The sequence below is a fragment of the Limosilactobacillus reuteri genome (assembly GCF_034259105.1).
Taxonomy (GTDB): Bacteria; Bacillota; Bacilli; order Lactobacillales; family Lactobacillaceae; genus Limosilactobacillus; species Limosilactobacillus reuteri_G.
The window spans coordinates 1021071-1041362 of the sequence record NZ_CP139478.1 but is presented as its reverse complement, the minus strand read 5'-3'; the positions used below and the strand labels follow the sequence as shown (position 1 = coordinate 1041362).

The window sequence follows — 20292 nt, the reverse complement described above, 5'->3', positions numbered from 1 at the left end:
ACTGATTAACTATTCAGAAAGGCGGTTGTAAGTAGCGTCATCTACTTCTTCGCACCATTCGCTAGTTCCCTTCGTAATAGCAATGTGGGAGAACCAACTATCTTTAGTGGCTCTATGCCAGTGCTTTATACCTTCATGAATTGCTACAACATCACCCGGTTTTAACAATTGCGCTGGCTTATCTTCTTCTTGGTACCAACCCTCGCCAGCAGTTACTAATAAGATTTGGAAGCCATCATGGTGAATATGCCAGTTGTTACGGCAACCGGGCTCAAAATTAACGTTTGAAACATTTACATCAATGTTATCATCAGGAGATACTAACCCATTAAGATAACTTGTTCCAATAAAGTATTTTGCAAACGCAACATTCTTATCACCGAAACCAAAAAGGTCATTTTTTACTTCATGTTCATTCTTAGCCATCATTACTAACCCCCAATTAATTGTTGGTTTAATAATAAACTGTAGCATTAAGAATGTAAAAAGCTTATTATAAATGGTGAGTTATTCAAAAAATGAATTATAATTTTCGCAGCCATGAAAATAATGACTTTTCATTGAAAGCTGGACTACCATGAGTAAGAATATGGTAGCCAGACGTGACATTTAGGTTACCAGCATAGTTGATGAAATTCTCTTGATAATCACCAGTGTCACTCCAACCTGTACTAAATGGCGCAAGCTTACCAGTGAATTTTTGAAGCATGCTTACAATCAACGTGATTTTACAACTTTCTTTCAATTACTTAAACTCCGGCCAGACAGTGTCAGCCATTATGCAATCCACCGTTGTCAAGTTTTAGCACGCTATAAAGAGGGAATTAAGCGGGGCTTTGAGACGAAGTTCTCAAATGGTCGAACCGAAGGGATTAATAATCGAATTAAAACTATCAAACGAGTTGCCTGTGGTTATCGTTACTTTACGGCATTTAAAACGCGGATTTATTTAATTATTGGCCACCAAATTCAAACTAACTAAAAAGAACCGCCACGAATGACGATTCTAACTAGACCAATTTAATTGGCGAAAATTCATATTTGCGTATCAACACTACTTGACGTAGAGCCTGTTTAATTACCTGTTAATAAGTCGTAAACATATGAATTTTCTTCTGGACGGTAAACCCCGTGAAGTTCACCAACTTTAGTAAAGCCATTTTTGTCGATCAAGTGTTGCATGATCTTGTTGTCTTCATGAGTATCGATCCGAATAGCCTTAATATCCTTCCGATTATTCTTAATGTAATCAATTACACTAGTGAATAATGCTGAGGCATATCCATTTCCAGCATGATTGGAGTGAATTGCCACACGGTGAATAACAACATAACGATCAGTGTCAATTAACCAATCACCGTCAAGTTCATCATATGAGTGATCTGGTGCTTCAACAATTGATAATGCACCAACAGTTTCATCATCTTGTGATTGTACAAGGTATGCAAATCCTTTTTCAATATCTTCTTTGATATGTTCTTCGTTCGGGTAATCTCCTTGCCATTGATCGATCCCTTGTTCGGCTAATTGGTTCCGACCATCTCGCAGAATTTCCATAATTTGATTTAAATCATCCATTTTGGCTTGTTTGATTTGCATCGTATTACCTTCCCTTCTCATTACATTAATTAGATGTGTTATTCGTTAAACAACCCTAATACTGTAACATACTTTACGTTTTAAATACAACTGTTAACAATTAAAAGTTATGCCTTCAATATGCTATGATAGCACTAAAAAGAAAAAGAAGGTTTTTATATGACCAAATTTATTAAATTTACTTTAACAATATTTACTGCACTTTTTCTAACATTTATTTATGGACTAGCAGCAAATTCGATTCATGCAGACCTTTCCAATAAATATATTCATTCTACTACCCCCACTCTCTTTTTTCATGGCTACGGAAGCGGTGCCCATGCGGAAGAATATATGGTAAACGGCTTTGTGAAAGCAGGCGTGTCAAAAACAGTTATCACCGCAGATGTTGCTGGCGATGGAACCGTTACTCTTAAAGGAGATATCCCTCATAACACTGTCAATCCGCTCGTGATGGTTAATTTTAATGATAACCATAGCACAAATTATGAATTACAAGGTCAATGGGTTAAGAACGTTCTTGAAGAACTGCAAGCTAAATATCATTTTAAAAAGGTAAATATTGAAGCACACTCCATGGGAAACATGGCAGTTATGTATTTTCTCCTTGCTAATGCCGGGAACCATAACCTTCCGCAAATTCAAAAACAAGTTGCGATGGCTGGAACTTTTGATGGTGCAATCGGTTGGAATGAACCTGCTAATCTAACAGTGAATAAAAAGACGGGAAAACCTTCCGCAATGAATGATTCCTATCAAAAGCTACTCCCGTTACGTCACCGTTACCCACGACAAATTAAATTATTGAATATTTACGGTGACTTAAAAGATGGCAACGATAGCCAAGTTTCAAACGCTTCCTGTCTTTCGCTCAAGTACCTCATTAATAACCGCGCACGTTCATACCGCGAAGTTAAGATTACGGGGCCAAATGCTAAACATGAATTACTTCATCACAACCCCCAAGTCAATAAAATCTTAATTAACTTCTTCTGGGGGAAGTAATAGTGCTGCACTAATAAGTTTGTTAGTCATTTGAAAGTAGTTTTTGTATAAAGCAGTGAATCGTCCACTATTTTTAGCTGGTAGCCAAGGCTTGTCTCGCCCGCAATAATGAAGAATCACGGTATTACGCATTACCCAATCGGTTGTCCATTCGCCAAAGGAAATCGTTTCGTAAATACCGCCCTTACGAGTATCAAAATTATATAACTGATCAGGGATAGACTTAATATAGCGTCCATATAAGGCATTCAAGACGTCTTGATCAGGTAATAAAAGTGTATGGGTACGGATGTAGTTAAAAATGTCCGTATCCTTTACTTTTTTACGGATAGTATCAAGGTTCATCAAGAGAATGCCAGAATTATAATACCCGTCAGCATCAAAGTTTTGCAGACGAATCTTATTAATAACCTCTGTCGTATTCGTAAGGTTTGTATGGATGGCAGAAGCATATAGGTATCCATCTAATGAAGTCTCATACAGACTTGAAAGATCATTAATACACAATACATCAGCATCTAAATACAAAATCTTATGCAAATCTTGAGGTAAAAGACGGTATGCTAGTAAACGATAATATATTGTCGTCGGGTAGCGGTCTGTAACTGGTGCTTTGCTAAATAATTGATCATTAACTTTGATCGGAAAATAGTTCATTTCTAATTGCTTACAAACTCTTTCCAAGTCATCAGTTCGTTTCAATTTATCCTTTTGTAAGACATATACGTTAAATTCTTGTGCTTGCGTATTTAGTTTAATTGATAATAAAACGGTTGCTAATTGTGTAACAAACTTGTCGTTAATTGAAAATAATAAGTTCATTTCATTCCACTCCTCACATCTTATTTTACAAAACGTTGACGTGGATTGCGATTCAGTATTTAATAATTAAAGAACCAATCAAGAATAGAGGTTTTATGATGAAACAAGCGCAACAATTAACTGCCATTAAAGAGTACACCATTCAAAAATTAGGTCAAGACAAGACTGGTCATGGGATAGACCATATTAACCGCGTAGTGAAAATGAGTAAACGGTTAGCTATGGGCGAAAAAGTTGACCCATTTTTGCCGATTGTAGCGGCCTACCTTCACGATACAATTGATGAGAAATTAGTTGACAACGTTGAAGCAGCTAAACAAGAATTAGTTGATTACTTAAAGCAAAATGACTTTAGTGATGAAGAAGTCAAAATAATTATGGATGTCATCAATAATATTTCTTTTGCCTATACTTTAGATAAAGAGGAAGTCAAACTCTCCATCATTGGACAAATAGTACGTGATGCCGACTGGTTAGATGCAATCGGCGCAATTGGCATTACCCGGGCAATCTATTATGGAGGTGGTCATCATGAAAAAATATACGATCCGGCTATTAAGCCTCGTCATAATATGTCCCGGGAAGAATATCGTAATTTAGCAAATGAAACTATCATTAATCACTTTGATGAAAAGCTCTTACACCTAAAGGACATGATGAACACTGAAACTGCCAAGAAAATTGCAAATCACCGTCAACAAGTAATGCTCGATTTTCTTGACGAGTTTCACGCCGAATGGGACGCAAAGATGTAAATTGTTTATGGAAATAGTAAATGCCATGGAAGAAATACGAATGTTTTTCCATGGCATTTTGCTTACTTATCATCTTTTTTATTTTTAGCACTTCTTAAGTCGACAATAATCGAACCGCCCTGCTTATCGCCTGCAGAGTTACCTGAATCATTATGATGATTATTATCAATATGCAACGCTTTTCGCGCTATCCACCGACAAATCAATGAGATCGGCGCTACTAGGAAGCCATATAATAATCCTGTCAGTAATGCGTTAGGAATAATTAGTTGAACAAATGTTAATCCACCTGTTGGCGTCCCCGTTAGGACTAATCCAATTAAACCATAAAAGATTGAGATAAAGAATAATTGAACTAAACCGGTAAAAATAGCAAGCCATAATAATTGTGAATGATTGAGATCAATAGATAATGGAACCTGTTTGCGTAAAATCAAGCCAACCACAATCAAAATAACAATAAAATCGACTAATATTACCCAGTCGGCAGTTCCTAAGACAATCATGATTATGGCACTAACCAGCGTCACGATAAATGCAATATTAATTCCTAATGCAACTGCTATCCCCACTGCAATCACGCCAGCTAAAGGCATAAACGCCTCACCGGTCGGTAAAATGGTTTGAAAGCCAGTAAATGATATTAATATCATCAAAATACCTGCCGCAATTGCCAAAAAGGTTTTAATTAAAGTTTGTTTTTTCATGCTAAAGGCTTCTTTGCTGTGTCTTGCATCCATGCTAAGGCTAGGGCTCCTTGTCCTAAGTGGGAGCCAATTACCGGACCAAAGTAACTCAACTCAAATGAAATATCAGGATGATCCGATTGAAGTTTATCAAGCCACTTTTGGCCTTCTTCTGGAGCATTCGCATGAACAACCATTGCTCTAACTGGATAGTCAAGTTTGGCAATATCCTCATCAAAGATTTGTTCACAGCGAAGTTTTGCCTTTTTCATTGACCGCACCTTTTCAAACGCTTCAATGGCATGCGTTGGAGTATGCATAGTCAAGAGGGGTTTGATTTTCAAAATTGAGCCTACAAATGCAGAGGCGTTTGATAAACGACCACCACGAACAAGGTTTTGCAAGTCATCAACCACAAATACATTATTAAAGGTATCACGATATTCTTTTACCTTTTTAACAATATCATCTAAATCATCGCCTTCACTAGCTAATTTAGCTGCTTCTAAGGCTAAGTATCCCATCATTTTAACTGTTAAGTGGGAATCAATTGGTACGATCTTGATTGTATCCTTCATCTGCTCAGCAAGTTGCTCAACAGTATCCAAATATCCTGTAATAGCCCGTGTTAAATGAATGCTAATCACAGCATCATACCCATCATCAGCTAATCCTTGGTAGACTTCCATCAATTGGCCGATTGGCGTTTGGGAAGTCGTTGGAAAAGAGCTTGAATTTGCCATCTTTTCATAAAAATCACTGGTGGAAATATCAACACCTTCACGGTATGTTTGACCATCCAATGTCACTGGGATTGGAACAACATGAATATTATTAGCCGCCGCCTCTTCAGGAGAAAGGTAGGCAGTGCTGTCAGTAACAACAGCAATTTTCATCTTATCAACTCCATGTTCTAAATTTGTATAATTAAAAATAATTGCGTTTTTACGCGGATTTCACACACATAATACAAAAAGCATACCACATTGACGGCCCTAAACCAACCAAAAATATGTCCACTAAAGTAACATTACTTTTCATTAATGATGTAAAACTGTATAATTAATAGTGCTATTTTCGTTTGTAATTATAATATTTAGGAGGCTACACTAATGTCTTTTGACGGCTTGTTTACTCATGCAATTGTCCATGAGCTAGATCAAAAATTAACTACTGGTCGGGTAGCCAAAGTTAGTCAACCTTACCCTGCAGAATTAATCATTACGATCCGTGCCCATCGACACAATTATCCATTACTCATTTCTGCTAATCCAACATACCCACGAATCCAAATTACTGAGATCCCCTATAAAAATCCAGCAGTTCCAACTAATTTTACAATGACGATGCGGAAATACCTTGAAGGCGCAATCGTCAATAAAATTGAACAAGTTGATAATGATCGGATTATCAAAATTACCTTTGACACTCGTGATGAATTAGGCGATAGTCAACAACTAGTCCTTGTGAGTGAGATTATGGCCCGGCATAGTAATATCTCCCTCGTTAATCTTAAGACGGACAAAATTATTGACACCATTAAGCATGTTGGCTCAGATCAAAACCGAGTTCGCTTGTTATTGCCAGGTGCAACCTTTGTTATGCCACCAAAGCAAGATAAAGTTAACCCTTACTTACCAAACCAGGTCTACTCTGACCTTGTAAGGCAAACTAATGACGAAGCAGAATTAAGTCATCAGTTACAGCAACATTATCAAGGATTTGGCAAAGACTCCGCGCGGAAATTAGCTGCAGAATTACTGCAAAGTGATAATTTACCAACTACCTATCAGCAATTTCTTAATCACTTTGAAAATCCAGAGCCAGTATTAATCACCCGCTCTAATGGAAAGACCCAATTTGCTGTGTTCTCTCCATTAAATATTGATGGTGAGTTGCAACATTTCGACTCCCTCTCTGCCCTTCTCGATGCCTTCTATGCCAATAAAGCAGAGCAGGATCGTTCCAAAGAATTAGCTGGGCAAGTGTTAAAAGTACTGAAGAATGAGCTAAAAAAAGATCGGCGAAAAGTAAAAAAACTGCAACAACAATTACAAGATGCAGCAACTGCAGATCAGTACCGAATTTGTGGTGAGATCCTTACTACCTATCTTAGTAAATTAACTCCCGGAATGAAAGAAATCGAACTTCCTAACTTTTATGATGATAATAAGCCACTGAAAATCAAGCTTGCTCCAGAATTATCACCATCGCGCAACGCCCAAAAGTACTTTACTAAGTATAATAAGCTCAAAACCTCTGTTGAGTATGTAAAAGAACAGCTGAAACTGACAAATGATGAAATCAAATACTTTGAAAACATTGAAAATCAGATTAAATTAGCTGCTCCCGCTGATATTCAAGAGATCAAACTGGAATTACAAGAGCAAGGTTATATTAAAAAGAAGAAAAGCGGAAAAAAGCAACGAAAAGTTAAGGTAAGTGCTCCAGAAGAATTTCATACTAGTGATGGCACCACAGTTCTAGTAGGTAAAAACAACCTACAAAATGACCGTCTTAGCTTTAAGATTGCTAATAAAAATGAAATCTGGTTACATGTTAAAGATATCCCAGGTTCTCACGTGGTAATCCGCTCAACAACCCCATCTGAAGATACGATTCTTGAAGCCGCACAGTTAGCAGCATACTTCTCTAAAGGTCGCGATTCAGATAATGTGCCCGTTGATTATCTTCCTGTCAAGCGACTTCATAAGCCAAACGGAGCTAAACCTGGATTTGTTATTTTTACAGGTCAGAAAACACTTTATGTAACACCACATAAGCTTTCTAACTAAAAAACTTCAGCCCAAGACACCGGGCTGAAGTTTTTTTATATCTCTAAATTATTCTCCTAAAAATTGCATCTGAGCACCAATAACTCGGTTACGGGCAGGAATTCCTCCCTTAACTCGCAACGCCTTAAATGGGAAGGTTGCACGATAGTTAACAATCCCAGATACCGGTTTAGGCTCCAACATCTTATCAAATTTACCAGTGAATAATTGAGTAAAAATCCCTGGTAAGCTAATATGAAGAGCTTTTGATAAAAAGGCTACTTCTGGCAATGACAATGGTTGAACTTTAATTAAACTAAATTCCCCATCATCCTCTTCAAAAATTGCTTGATATAACCCTGGCTGTTCCATCTTTAATACAGCAATACTAGCCTGGTCATTAAGATTTTGGTAAGTTGATGAAGGAAGATCAGCCGGGTAGCGCAAAGCAGTAGATTGATAATTTAACGCAATTGGCGAAAAAAGATCAGTCATTGTCCCTAATGAATAAGCGTAATTTCCATCATAGACATAGTTGAAGGAGTAACGTTGCTTATCGCTACTAGCAGCAGTAGTCGGCAATTCATCTGGAATTATAACAATTTTTACATCCAGATCATAATTCTGCAACGATTTTAGTAATTTATCATAACTAGTGGGAATAAATAAATACTGGGGTTGCTCTATCCGTAATATTTGCAAGATATTTTCAATTGTTGCCGGTTCAATATAACGTTTTTTAGCTAACTCTGGATCAAAAGTGACAGAACTAGGGTTTGAATTTACCACAACATTATTAAAGCCTTCATTATGAAGCTCCTTTAACATCATAGCAACAAAGTAATCACCAGAATTACTTAAACCTAATCGTAATCCGCCTGTTCCAATCACCAGGGCGCTTGGTTGAGAAGTTCGGCTAATTTCATTTTCTTCTTCGTAAGCAGAGTAAAAACTATTAGTATGCTGATCGAACTCCCCAGCTGATGGTTCGATTTCTTTATACTTTGTCAATAATTGGTGGTCTATACTCATCTGATAAACTTGTTCAGGAGTAGTATTCCACAGTCTGGCAATAAGTTGGTTACTCAAGCCGTAACTCTTAGCTTTTTGCAAAACCGGCTCTTTATTTGGATGATCAGCAATTTCACGAATCAATAACCGCATTTTATTAATCTGTTCAAAATAAAATGGATCAATCTTTGTCATCTCTGCTAATTCATTAACTGAGTACCCTCTCTGCATTGCTTCAATTAATACAAAAAGTCGACCGGCTTCGGGGTGGACAATTTTAGCGATTAATTGGTCATCAGTCAATTGCTTCTGGGCGGCAAGATGAAAGTCGGCTGGTTCATGGTAACGGGATTCAATTGCCTTAAAAAGTGCTTCAATAGTACTTCGGCCGATACCAAAAACCGTCCCCACCGACCGCTTTTCTGTTCCAAGTAAACGACTAGCTTTTGGTAAATCGTTGAATCCCCATATTGGAACCCGTGCAGCAATATGATCCATTGTTGGTTCGATAAGAGCCGCATGATGAATATAATTTTCACCAAGATCAATGTCCCGCAGATGCTTTCCCGCATATAATTGTGCTGTTACTTGAGCAATCGGGTAACCAGTCGACTGCGATACAAATGCTGTAATTCGATCAAAGTATGGACTGCTCTTAATGACATAAAAACGATCACTGTTTGTATCAAGGGCAAACTGAATATGGTTCGTGCCGACAATTCTTAATTTGCGGGTAATAGCAAAAGCCGTATCCCGAATATCTTGAATCTGCCGATCGAGAAGTGTCTGGACAGGATTGAAGGCAATTGAATCACCAGCATGAATACCGATTGGGTCCATATCTTCAATCATTGACAACATCATCATTGTTCCAGAACTATCACGTTGAACAACGACTTCAATTTCCTTATAGCCGGCAAGACTTTGCTGAACTACTACTTGTTCTGCCCGCGACTGGCTTAAGCAAACCTTTACTGCATCTGCCAATTCACTTCGATCATGCACAATTTTACGCGTACTGCTACTCTTAGGTAATACTGACCTGATAATAACTGGATACCCTAGTTTAGTTGCCTCATCCAAAGCATCCTGATAATTATTAACCGTTACGATTTTCTTAACTGGTGCTTCCATTTGTCGAAGCGTTCGTTCAAGCAAAACAGCACTATTAATTTGACGAATAGTTGCTTCAGGAATCCCTAGCAGTTGAATATTTTCTTTACGAATAATCCCTTTTTCTAGTAATTCTTGGGTAAGCTCAAAAGCTCGACGATTACCTAAAGTAGGTAGGATTGCGTCTGGATGAAATTTATTAATAATATCTACTAGGCTCTCGACTCTTAATGGGACAATACAACCGTGATCAACATTTTCTAAGCTTACCGAAAATGGGTTATCGTCTGCCAAGATAGTCTTTATCCTCATTTGTTTAAAAACGCGTGATACCCGATAGATAGCAGAGTCGAGTTCATCTCCATGCTGAACATCGTTGGCTCCCGCTCCAATAATTAATACTGATTTCAACTTTTCCATTAATGACGATCTCCCCTCCTATTCATTGTATCGATGAATTCATCAAATAAGCCATCAGTTTCATCAGGCCCCGGTGCACCATCGGGAAAGAATTGAACTGAAAATGCTGGGTAACGACGATGACGAAGCCCTTGAACACTATTATCAAGCATATCAACATACGTAATAAAAAGCTGGGAGCGGTCAACTGAATTACGATTAATTAGATAACCCTCCGCCTGGGTTGCATAGATAATGTGGTCAGTAATGATTTCATGAATTGGATGGTTCATGCCATGATGTTCAACTGGAATTTGCTGGACATTTGCTCCGTTGGCGATTCCAAATAATTCATGGCCCAGTCCAATAGCAAACATTGGTACTTTAGTTTGGACATTACGAATCATTTCCAGGACTGACTTACGAACATTATTGGGATTCCCTGGACCACTCGAAAGTACAACCCCATCAGGATCTAACCGTAATATTTCTTCAGCCGTTGCAGTATATGGTAAGACAGTAATATTACATTTTCGTCGACTCAATTCCCGTAATATTCCGTTCTTTAATCCAAAGTCAATCACAACAACACTTAACCCAATTCCGGGATTAGGATATGGTTTAGGAGTAGAGACTTGAGCAACTTGCTGGTTCGTTAAAACAGTCGCATGAAGCTGGTCAAAAGCGTGGTCATCTGGAACTGGAACAATGCTTCCCTTTAATGGTTTTCCAGCTTTTCTTAATTTATGAACTACTGCCCGTGTATCAATATTAGTGATTCCCGGAATGTTCATTTGTTGAAGGTATTTATCAAGAGTCAATTGGCGTCCGTTATCATTAGTTCCAGCATCAGCAAGTGAACGAACAATAATTCCTTTAATTGTCGGTACAATTGATTCATAGATATTACGTTGAATCCCATAACTTCCAATATTTGGCTGGGTAAAAACGACAATTTGGTTATTGTAAACCTGATTAGTGATGATTTCTTGGTAACCAGTCATACTGGTATTAAAAACAACCTCACCAAAAGTAACAGCTGGTGAACCAAAACCTTCGCCAGCGAAAATTGAGCCATCTTCAAATATTAGGTATCGTGCTGTCACTGTCCCACTCTCCTAAAACTTTGTTAGTAATTGATCAATATTATTATGAACGTTCTCCAAATTAAACACAATAATTTTATTGGTCGGTCTTGCGTAAATGTTCAAGCATTTTTACAAAATAAGCTGGTAATGGAGCCGTAAAAACCATTTCTTTACCAGTTCGGGGGTGTTTAAAGCCCAACAAACGAGCATGTAAATATTGGCCATTGCCGGTAAGTGTTTTTCGGGGCCCATACAACGGATCTCCTGCCAGTGGATGACCGATATATTTCATATGAACACGAATCTGATGGGTTCGTCCCGTTTCTAGCTGACAAGCAACTAAGGTATAATTCTTAAACCGTTCTAACACATTAAAATGGGTTACCGCATGACGTCCATCAACTACAACTGCCTGTTTCTTACGGTCTTTTAATGAGCGACCCAATGGAGCATCAATTGTTCCTTTATCTTCTTTTATAACCCCATGCACAAGCGCAACATATTCTCGTTTATTAGTTTTTGCCTTTAATTGAGCTGTCAAAGACCGGTGCGCCATATCATTTTTGGCTACCATCAATAGTCCTGAGGTATCCTTATCAATCCGATGAACAATCCCTGGTCGAAATTCTCCATTAATAGTTGACAATGGGGAATGATATAAAAGAGCATTCACAATCGTATGGTCTGGATGGCCTGGTGCTGGATGAACGACCATCCCCTGCGGTTTATTAACGACAATAACATCATCATCTTCATATACAATATCAAGAGGAATATCCTCAGGTGCTAAATCAACTTTTTGTGGTTCTTCTGGAATGATTTGGACGTGATCACCTACAAGCAACTTATATTTAGGCTTTACCTGTTTGCCATTAACAAGGACGTGACCATCTTCTATCCAATGTTGAATTTGTGATCGGGAAAATTGATCAAAGTGATGACCAAGCTGCTTATCAATCCTTCCCACCATCTCACCATCAATTGTTAATTCTAATTCTTCAGACATTTGTTAGTCTTTCTCCTTTAAGATGCAAATTATTAGCCAGATTACGCCAATTGTTAAGCACATATCCGCGATGTTAAAAATTGGAAAATTAATAAATGTTGTTTCAAACATGTCCACAACATACCCTTGTCTTAACCGATCGATAAAGTTGCCAATTGTTCCTGCCATAATCAATGATAAGCCAATTAGCATAGGAACATTTTTACGGTACTGCCAGATAAAGTAACCAACTACAATAATCGCAATAATAGTTATAATGGTAAAAAAAGTTTGTTGCCCTTCAAAAATGCTCCAAGCAGCCCCTGAATTTCGTAAATTAGTTAACTCAATAATACCAGGAATTAACTGCTTACTACCACCAAGAACAATTGAAGAAGCAACCCAAGATTTTAATAATTGGTCACAAATTGTTAAAATTAAAATAATTTCAATAGCGATCCCCAGTAACAATTATTGAACCCCCTGTTGTTTCAATGCTAATTTCAAACGTGCAATTGCTTTGGTGGTAAAGGTAAAACTCATTACCTCTCCATTCACAGTAATTGTTACCGTATGCTTGGTAAACTCTGGCTGACGAATATCAGAGATTGGGATAACGAGGTACTGTTTTTGTAACAAGCGATTAAATACCATTTTAGTCGGAGTGATTACTACAGTTCGTCGCCGCCATTCTAATAAGGCAAGGATTACAAAAACTGCAAAAAAGAGCGCGCTGAGCCACTGAAAATGAGTAATTTCAAGCCAAATTACGAGACCGGCAATAAAGAAGAGAAAAGTCCAACACCAGCTAATAATTGTCCCCGTAAGGTCTGGTTGGTAAAAATAACGAGTTTCTTCTTCCATAATTATAAATGTCATCCTTTCAGAAAAGAGGTAGTTTTATGATCAAAATCTTTACAGATGCTGCAACAAAAGGAAACCCGGGCCCTACTGGTTTGGGAATAATAATAATTGCCAATCATAAGCAAATTCAGCTTGCAATCCCAGTAGATAAGGAAAGCATGGATAATCACCATGGCGAATTCGCTGCAGCTCACTTTGGATTTAAATATTTAATTGATCACTTTAGTAATAATGAAACAATCCTATTTTATACTGATAGCCGTATCTTAAGTGACGCAATCGGCAAAAATTATACAAAACATTACCAAAAAGAATTAGCAGCATTAAATCCTCTTCTCCAACACTTTCCAACAGTTGTTACCCAGTGGATTCCTGAAAGCCAAAATCGTGGAGCACATAATTTAGCAAATCAGGCCCTCCATAAAATAGAGTGATTTTAGAAAACAGCATATCGTTTTAATTATATCATCCACGTGTTCTATCAGCCACCAAACAGAGAAAAAGCCTTAGCGGTCGTTACAATGTAACTCCTACTAAGGCTTTTATTATTGGGAAAATTTGTCCCCTACGTGCCCCCTAGCACTTATTTTTGATCTTTCGAATCGCTTGAAATCCTTGCTATTTAAGGGTTTTGATCTTGGAACGATCTTTTTTGCCCCAATATTGATAGAGATCTGTTCGTAAGGCACCATTATAAAGTTTACGACGCTTTGTGGCGGGTGCTCCATAATACTTTTCAAATTCCATATCAGCCGTCAAAATATATTTACTCCATGTGGTTAATGGACGATATAACTCACCCATCTGCCGGTAAAGTTCATGAACTGATTCCTTATCACTTAGCCGTTCACCATATGGCGGGTTAGCAACGATAACTCCATTAACTTCGCTTGTTTGCCAGTCTTTTACGGCCAATTGCTTAAACGTAATATCATGAGTTAAACCTGCCGCACGAGAATTTTCTTGAGCAATATCAATCATGTTTTGGTCAATATCATATCCGTAGATATCTAGTTCAATATCATAATTTGCTAAGGAATCGGCTTCATCCCGAACTTCATCAGATAAACCATCTGGAACTAAGTTAACCCATTGTTCACTAATAAATGAACGGTTGATACCCGGCGCAATATTATGACCGTATAATGCTGCTTCGATTGGAATCGTTCCCGAACCACATACAGGATCGACAAATGGATTATCCGGGAACCAGTGAGCCAGCATTACCAAGGTGGCGGCCATATTTTCCTTCAACGGTGCTCCACCTTTATTTTTACGATATCCACGCTTAAAAAGCCCCTCTCCACTAGTATCTAATGTAAGAAGAACATGGTCTTTATTAATCGCTACCTCTAACGGGTAAGTGGCACCAGTTTCGGCTAAACGAGTCCGCCGATGGTATGCATTACTGAGACGTTGAACAATCGCCTTTTTAGTGATTGCTTGAACACTTGGGACATTATGCAATTGTGAATTATGACTTTTTCCTTCTACTGGGAAATTTGCGTCAATTGGTAACAAATCTTCCCATGCGATGTCTTCAGTACGATCAAACAATTCTTCAAAAGACCGAGCATCGAATTCACCAACAACAATCTTTACGCGGTCTGCTGTTCGTAGCCAAAGATTAGTCCGAATGACATCCTTCATTGTCCCTTGAAAACGCACTCGACCATTTTCTACTTTGACTTCATAGCCAAGGTCTCTTAGTTCTTTTCCTACTAATGCTTCAATACCTGCAGCAGCAGTAGCAATTAACTGATATGTTTGCACATTAAACTCTCCTTTAGACTTATTCCTATTAGTTATTTTACCTTATGTTGCTTCAAAATGAAAAGAAGTCGCAAGAAGAAACAAAAGAGACTGCAAAAATTTGCAATCTCTTTTGTTTATGAATGGTAGTTGACTTTAACCTAACTACATTAATGAATCCTTATTTGCTTTATCAGTTAATATTTTGTAAATGCGTTCAATATCCCGGGTGGTGCCACGAGATTCAAATGCGTCCAATAAAGGCAAACCGTATTCCTTAGCGTATGTCTTGGCAGTTATTACATACATCTTCCCTAAGGTTAAGTTCCCGCTGCCAATTATTCCTGCACAACGTTTAACATTATCATAACTTTCCAAATAATCGTGCATTGGCGTTGTTAAGATTTCCGTTAACGTCGGTGTAAATCTACTTCCACCGATCATATATGTTGGTAGCAAAACAAAAAATTTACTATCGCTTTCGGTCGGAAGTGTCTCCTCTGAAATCTCCAATAAATCGATTAAAGGATTTTCATTATTTAAATGATGCTGTTGCGTTACGTATTCTTGAATCCGATGGGTAAATGATCGTACATTCCCAGAAAACGACATATATACAATTTTTATTCTCTTATTATCCATAATTCCCTAACTTTATTATCTGATATTTTATTAATCGAGAGATAAGTTAACTAACAAATAACTCATTTTTTTCCCCATTAATATTATAGGCGCACTTGCAATAAAATGAAATGATTATTTATATTTTATTGCTATTTTAAGAACTTTTAAGCTATATCTAGCTAAAATTCCTAAAAATTTATTTATCACCGTTTAACTTTTTTAATTTAAACAAGTAATTATTAACGCATTATATCAAAGAAAACCAATAAAATTAGGTTATGATTTTTAAAATAAAAAAACCCGAGCGAACTCGGGTGCCTGTATGCAAGTATCTGTAGGCCATGTTTTGTCGTAATATAACTATCAGGCATAATTATATCGAGGTAATCATCTATCTCAGAGTACCGAAATACTCTCCCCTGGAATCACTTCAATTTGTTATCCAAAGCTCCCCTACCGTAGTTTGGGTTTCCCGCTTGAGGGGTTTACCGCGTTCCACCAATATCGTTTCCAATATTGTATCGTCACTGTGGCACTTTTCAGGAATACTAGGACGTAGTTAAAACCTTAGTCTGTTTTTCCGCCGTCACCATAAAATGGTGCCCCGCCTTATTTTTTCAGCGAGCACAAACACTACAGGCATCGCAGCCTGTGCGAGCATGGACCTTCCTAACACAACATAAGCTGTGCTCAATTACCCGAAACTTGCAAAATTATTAATAAACTATTCGACACGCACTAAAGCAAATGTGAGTCATTATTATCGTTACCATCTAATTGTGAACCAAATACACGACGTTCAAGATTAGATAAACGCTTTAAAATATCCATATTTGTAGCGCTCGATACAGGTTGACGAGAAGCAGTTTGGTTACTCATAGACGAGCCAACTTCTACTTGACGGTTTAATTCGTCAACCTTCGCTCTTAAACGTTCATTTTCATCATTTAAACGTTCAAGTTCTTTATTATAGGTGTCGTAGTCTTTAATAACATCGTCTAAGAAAGCATCAACATCCGCTTCATCATAGCCTTTGCCAATATTTCTCTCCTTAAATTGCTTGTGCAAAATATCTTGTGGAGTAAATTTTATGTTATCCAACTTAAACACCTCAATTGTTTAGTTTGCGTAGTCCAATAACTATAATACCAAATCAAAGAAAAAATGCAAGATTAAAATCCATCTTTTTCTCTTTGCCGCTCAGCCCATTCTTCTGCCTCTTCTTGAAGTTCATCAAAATTAACAAGCGTCATCAAATATTCACTTTCTTCTTTATATTTTTGAATTGTCTCATAATCATACTTAGTTTTCCCTTGATACTCTGGATCGTAAAGAAGAAAAGCTTCATCAGTATGGGTAAGCATAAACTGCTGATAATTTCGCAACTGTTGCGGGGACTGATAAGGTTTATCTGAAACATTCGCGAAAAAGTCAACTTGCTGAGTAATATTCGTCAGTTTTAACTGGTTACTTTCATTCCATTGCTTACCAAATTCTGCAAAAGGAAACATTAAAGCTGTTTTTAATTGTGAAAAATCAGCTTGGAGTTCTAAGGCAGCTTCAAGTCCCCACCTTTCCGTCCCCATTTGTGGTCCAGTTATTACCCAGAATTCATCATCATTCAATTCTAATTGAGCCCTTAAATATTTTTTTAGAACTTCTTTTATTACTTGGACTTTGGGATCATTATCCTTAAATATATTCAATTCGTAACTTCGATAACCAGTAATCCACGCTCTCTTCATAAAATCCTCCCTAAACAAGCAGATATAAAGCCTTTTAACTTAAACTTGTAATCATCTTGTATCAATCATTATGCAACTAGTCTGGTATAATAAATCTCTAGTTAGGAGAGTGATCACCGTGACCATTCACTATCCCAATGGTCAGCAACCTGTACAACACTATAATACACATAATGAATTACCGACACCACATCAATCTATTTATGCCAAACGTGGGATGTCGTTAGAGGATGAAATCAATCATAGTAATCAGTACTATTTGGCTCGCCATATTGCTGTCATTCACAAAAAGCCTACCCCTATTCAGCTTGTAAAAGTTGATTATCCCAAGCGGAGTGCGGCTGTTATTAAAGAAGCATATTTTCGGCGGCCATCAACTACTGATTACAATGGAGTGTACCGTGGATACTATATTGACTTTGATGCTAAAGAAACACGTAATAAAAATTCTTTTCCATTAAAGAACTTTCATCCCCACCAAATTCAACATATGCGTGAATGTGTAGCACAGGGGGGAATTTGTTTTGCTTTTATTAAATTTACGGAGCTTGACCTGCTATATCTGCTTCCCGCATCCAACCTATTTAAATATTGGGATCAACAGCAAAGCGGCGGCCGTAAATCAATTTTGCGAACTGATATCGCTAAAGAAGGCTATCAAATTCATTATCAACTCAATCCGCGTTTACCATATTTAAACGCTGTTGATAAAATAATTGCTGCAAAAGCGTAAAGGAGTTTACTATGTCAAATAATAATCAGTCAACGCGTAGTGAGCGTCATAATAACAATGACAATCAACAGCGCAATGTTGGCGGCTTAATAAAGAAAATCTTGCTATGGGTAGCAGGAATCGTTGTTCTACTAATGGTGGCATCTGCAGCTTTATTTTTCTACTATGCCTCAAGCGCTCCTAAAATTAGTAGAAGCGACTTAACAAGTCAGAGTATTACGACTATTTACGATGATCAAAATCGAGTAATTTCTCGTTTAGGAGCACAGAAGCGAGAATATGCCAAGGATAATCAAATTCCAAAGCAGTTAAAAAATGCTGTTGTTTCAATTGAGGATCGACGCTTCTACAAGCACCATGGTGTTGATACAATTCGAATTCTTGGAGCAGCCACTTCTAATGTTTTTGGTCGTTCAGCCGGGATGCAGGGAGGAAGTACGCTGACTCAACAGTTAGTTAAATTATCCGTCTTCTCAACAGCTGCCTCTGATCGAACATTAAAACGTAAAGCTCAAGAAGCATGGCTTGCTATTAATGTTGAGCAGCATTTTAACAAGAGTCAGATTCTTGATTTTTATATCAACAAGGTTTACATGGGCAATGGAATTTATGGAATGCAAACAGCAGCCCAGTACTATTATGGTAAAGATTTAAAGGATCTTGATCTTTCCCAATTAGCCCTTCTCGCCGGAATGCCACAATCTCCTACTTACTATAATCCACTTGTAAGCAACACAAAGTATGCAACGCAACGGCGAAATGAAGTATTGAATGCGATGGTTCGCAGCAATTACATTACCCAATCCCAGGCTAACCAAGCAGCAAGCGAAAGCGTTACTGCTGGTTTAGACCCTGATCACGGTAATATTTCGGGAAGTGGAACTGCTGTTGATTCTAAGGTTGTGGATCCTTATGTAAAGCAGGTTCTTGCTGATTTACAAGCACAAGGATACAACCCTTATAGTGATGGGTTAAAGGTTCATACCAATCTTGACCTTGATGCTCAACAACATCTTTACGACGCTGCAAACAAAAACGTTCAGTTTCAAAATGACAAAATGCAAGCCGGAGTTGCTGTTACCGACCCTCACAATGGACAAATCATTGCCATGCTTGGTGGCCGTCACACAGGAAATGTTGTGTATGGCCTTAACCGCGCTGTGCAAAGTAACCGTAGTTCTGGGTCAACCGCAAAGCCATTAATGGATTATGGTCCAGCTATTGAATACTTACAATGGCCAACTTTCAAATCAATTGCTGATACGCGGTTTGTCTTTCCTGGTACCAATACTGTCCTTCATGATTTTGACAAAAAGTACAAGGGCAATATGACAATGCGTGAGGCTTTAGTTCAATCACGGAATGTTCCTGCTATTCGCGCATTGCAAGCCGTTGGGATTAAGCGTGCTACTTCTTTCCTTGATGGGTTAGGAATTTCGCAAAAGCAACCATATACTTTACAAAACGGGATTGCTCTGTATATCTCTCCACTTCAAGTTTCTGCTGCATATGCGGCCTTTGCTAATGGTGGTACTTACTACAAGCCTTACTACATTAGCTCAATTACTACTCAAGATGGCTCAGTAAAGCAATTCAATCCTAAAGGTAAACGCGCAATGAATAAGGCTACTGCCTACATGATTACTGATATGCTTAAAGGAGTTTTCACGGATTCACAAGGAAGCGCAACTGACGCTCGACTTGACGGTGTTAACCAAGCTGGTAAGACAGGGACGACAAACTATCCGGGAAATTCTAGCCAGTCTGGCGTAATGGATTCCTGGATGGCTGGTTATACTAAGAATTACTCAATTGCAGTTTGGACTGGTTACGACCACCCACTCGAACCTGGTGGCAGCATTTCAGAACAATATGTAAAGTCAGCGCAATTGCTTTACAAGGACTTAATGCAATATCTTGACAGCCAAAATCACGCATCTGATTGGACGATGCCAGACACTGTTGAGGCTGTTCGAGTTAAAGGTAAACGTCAGCTTGTAATTCGTGATTCAAAATGGGTATTTGATTACACTGAAGATACATCAGATGATCGTGATAGTAGTTCTACTTCTAGCTCAAGCGATTCATCATCGTCTTCATCTTCTAGCTCTGTTTCAAGTAGTAGCAGCGAAAGTCGCACAGAAGAACGAAACAATGCTCCAGCTGAGTCTTCATCAAGCAGTGCTCCGGCTAGTTCAAGTTCATCTGCACCTGCACAAAGTTCAAGTTCTAGCCCTGCCCCTGCTACACAACCAAGCACAACTAATCCCTAATAAGATCTTTTAAAAATTGCAGATAATAAAAAGGATTGTGGAATTTTTCTCCGCAATCCTTTTT

At 38.0% G+C, this 20292-nt stretch carries 20 protein-coding genes, 1 other RNA gene and 1 pseudogene; 7 read left to right on the top strand and 15 right to left on the bottom strand.

Going from position 1 to position 20292, the window contains the following annotated elements:
* Window positions 1-9 precede the first annotated feature (9 nt).
* On the bottom strand, window positions 10-426 hold the full coding sequence (locus SH603_RS05975) for a cupin domain-containing protein (protein ID WP_169473143.1): 417 nt from the start codon (window positions 424-426) through the stop codon (window positions 10-12).
* Between the two features lie 274 nt (window positions 427-700).
* On the opposite strand from SH603_RS05975, the pseudogene SH603_RS05970 reads away from it, so the two are divergent.
* Window positions 701-982, top strand: a pseudogene (locus SH603_RS05970) (transposase); the annotation flags it as partial.
* 92 nt (window positions 983-1074) lie between these two features.
* Here the strand turns inward: SH603_RS05970 and SH603_RS05965 are convergent.
* Complete coding sequence (locus SH603_RS05965) at window positions 1075-1599, bottom strand: GNAT family N-acetyltransferase (protein WP_321533647.1); 525 nt, start codon at window positions 1597-1599, stop codon at window positions 1075-1077.
* A gap of 159 nt (window positions 1600-1758) precedes the next feature.
* On the opposite strand from SH603_RS05965, the gene SH603_RS05960 reads away from it, so the two are divergent.
* Window positions 1759-2604 (top strand): alpha/beta hydrolase, encoded by an 846-nt coding sequence (locus SH603_RS05960; RefSeq protein ID WP_169473136.1) that lies wholly within the window; start codon window positions 1759-1761, stop codon window positions 2602-2604.
* Here the strand turns inward: SH603_RS05960 and SH603_RS05955 are convergent.
* Complete coding sequence (locus tag SH603_RS05955) at window positions 2578-3426, bottom strand: glycosyltransferase family 8 protein (protein ID WP_321533646.1); 849 nt, start codon at window positions 3424-3426, stop codon at window positions 2578-2580. The genes SH603_RS05960 and SH603_RS05955 overlap by 27 nt on opposite strands.
* Before the next feature lie 95 nt (window positions 3427-3521).
* Between SH603_RS05955 and SH603_RS05950 the strand changes: the two genes are divergently transcribed.
* Window positions 3522-4181 (top strand): HD domain-containing protein, encoded by a 660-nt coding sequence (locus SH603_RS05950; protein ID WP_321534218.1) that lies wholly within the window; start codon window positions 3522-3524, stop codon window positions 4179-4181.
* Between the two features lie 62 nt (window positions 4182-4243).
* Here the strand turns inward: SH603_RS05950 and SH603_RS05945 are convergent, their stop codons facing one another.
* The gene (locus tag SH603_RS05945; protein WP_153700744.1) at window positions 4244-4888 is read right to left on the bottom strand and encodes a hypothetical protein; all 645 of its coding nucleotides are present in this window, start codon (window positions 4886-4888) and stop codon (window positions 4244-4246) included.
* Window positions 4885-5763 (bottom strand): DegV family protein, encoded by an 879-nt coding sequence (locus SH603_RS05940; protein WP_153700745.1) that lies wholly within the window; start codon window positions 5761-5763, stop codon window positions 4885-4887. The genes SH603_RS05945 and SH603_RS05940 overlap by 4 nt, the downstream gene beginning before the upstream one ends.
* A gap of 216 nt (window positions 5764-5979) precedes the next feature.
* Here SH603_RS05940 and SH603_RS05935 point away from each other — a divergent pair, with 216 nt between their 5' ends.
* Window positions 5980-7662, top strand: coding sequence for an NFACT RNA binding domain-containing protein (locus SH603_RS05935; protein WP_169472813.1), 1683 nt, complete (start codon window positions 5980-5982; stop codon window positions 7660-7662).
* A gap of 48 nt (window positions 7663-7710) precedes the next feature.
* Here SH603_RS05935 and SH603_RS05930 read toward each other — a convergent pair whose 3' ends face one another.
* From SH603_RS05930 to SH603_RS05910, 5 genes are all read right to left on the bottom strand, one after another.
* Entirely contained in the window at window positions 7711-10185 is a 2475-nt protein-coding gene (locus tag SH603_RS05930) for an ATP-grasp domain-containing protein (protein WP_321534217.1), read from the bottom strand.
* Window positions 10185-11270, bottom strand: a complete 1086-nt coding sequence (locus SH603_RS05925) for a carbamoyl phosphate synthase small subunit (RefSeq protein ID WP_169477788.1) — start codon at window positions 11268-11270, stop codon at window positions 10185-10187. The genes SH603_RS05930 and SH603_RS05925 overlap by 1 nt, the downstream gene beginning before the upstream one ends.
* 76 nt (window positions 11271-11346) lie before the next feature.
* The gene (locus SH603_RS05920) at window positions 11347-12258 is read right to left on the bottom strand and encodes an RluA family pseudouridine synthase (protein ID WP_321534216.1); all 912 of its coding nucleotides are present in this window, start codon (window positions 12256-12258) and stop codon (window positions 11347-11349) included.
* A 3-nt stretch (window positions 12259-12261) separates the two neighbouring features.
* On the bottom strand, window positions 12262-12708 hold the full coding sequence (gene lspA, locus SH603_RS05915; RefSeq protein ID WP_169471218.1) for a signal peptidase II: 447 nt from the start codon (window positions 12706-12708) through the stop codon (window positions 12262-12264).
* On the bottom strand, window positions 12709-13116 hold the full coding sequence (locus tag SH603_RS05910) for an EbsA family protein (protein ID WP_003667861.1): 408 nt from the start codon (window positions 13114-13116) through the stop codon (window positions 12709-12711).
* 23 nt (window positions 13117-13139) lie between these two features.
* On the opposite strand from SH603_RS05910, the gene SH603_RS05905 reads away from it, so the two are divergent.
* Entirely contained in the window at window positions 13140-13535 is a 396-nt protein-coding gene (locus tag SH603_RS05905; RefSeq protein WP_004562299.1) for a ribonuclease HI family protein, read from the top strand.
* 184 nt (window positions 13536-13719) lie between these two features.
* Here the strand turns inward: SH603_RS05905 and SH603_RS05900 are convergent, their stop codons facing one another.
* The 5 genes from SH603_RS05900 to SH603_RS05880 all read right to left on the bottom strand — a co-directional run bounded on the left by SH603_RS05900 (window position 13720) and on the right by SH603_RS05880 (window position 17222).
* The gene (locus SH603_RS05900) at window positions 13720-14874 is read right to left on the bottom strand and encodes a THUMP domain-containing class I SAM-dependent RNA methyltransferase (RefSeq protein WP_169472809.1); all 1155 of its coding nucleotides are present in this window, start codon (window positions 14872-14874) and stop codon (window positions 13720-13722) included.
* A 144-nt stretch (window positions 14875-15018) separates the two neighbouring features.
* On the bottom strand, window positions 15019-15495 hold the full coding sequence (locus SH603_RS05895) for a class Ib ribonucleoside-diphosphate reductase assembly flavoprotein NrdI (protein WP_321534215.1): 477 nt from the start codon (window positions 15493-15495) through the stop codon (window positions 15019-15021).
* A 312-nt stretch (window positions 15496-15807) separates the two neighbouring features.
* An RNA gene (rnpB, locus tag SH603_RS05890) (RNase P RNA component class B) lies at window positions 15808-16183 on the bottom strand.
* A 32-nt stretch (window positions 16184-16215) separates the two neighbouring features.
* Window positions 16216-16578 carry a cell division regulator GpsB gene (gpsB, locus tag SH603_RS05885; RefSeq protein ID WP_003666193.1) on the bottom strand — a complete coding sequence of 121 codons (363 nt, stop codon included), beginning with the start codon at window positions 16576-16578 and terminating at the stop codon, window positions 16216-16218.
* Window positions 16579-16649: 71 nt separating this feature from the next.
* Window positions 16650-17222, bottom strand: coding sequence for a DUF1273 domain-containing protein (locus tag SH603_RS05880; protein ID WP_019253613.1), 573 nt, complete (start codon window positions 17220-17222; stop codon window positions 16650-16652).
* A gap of 118 nt (window positions 17223-17340) precedes the next feature.
* Between SH603_RS05880 and recU the strand changes: the two genes are divergently transcribed.
* Both recU and SH603_RS05870 read left to right on the top strand, forming a co-directional pair.
* Window positions 17341-17955, top strand: coding sequence for a Holliday junction resolvase RecU (gene recU / locus SH603_RS05875; protein WP_003674119.1), 615 nt, complete (start codon window positions 17341-17343; stop codon window positions 17953-17955).
* Between the two features lie 11 nt (window positions 17956-17966).
* The gene (locus tag SH603_RS05870; protein ID WP_321534214.1) at window positions 17967-20228 is read left to right on the top strand and encodes a PBP1A family penicillin-binding protein; all 2262 of its coding nucleotides are present in this window, start codon (window positions 17967-17969) and stop codon (window positions 20226-20228) included.
* Window positions 20229-20292 lie beyond the last annotated feature (64 nt).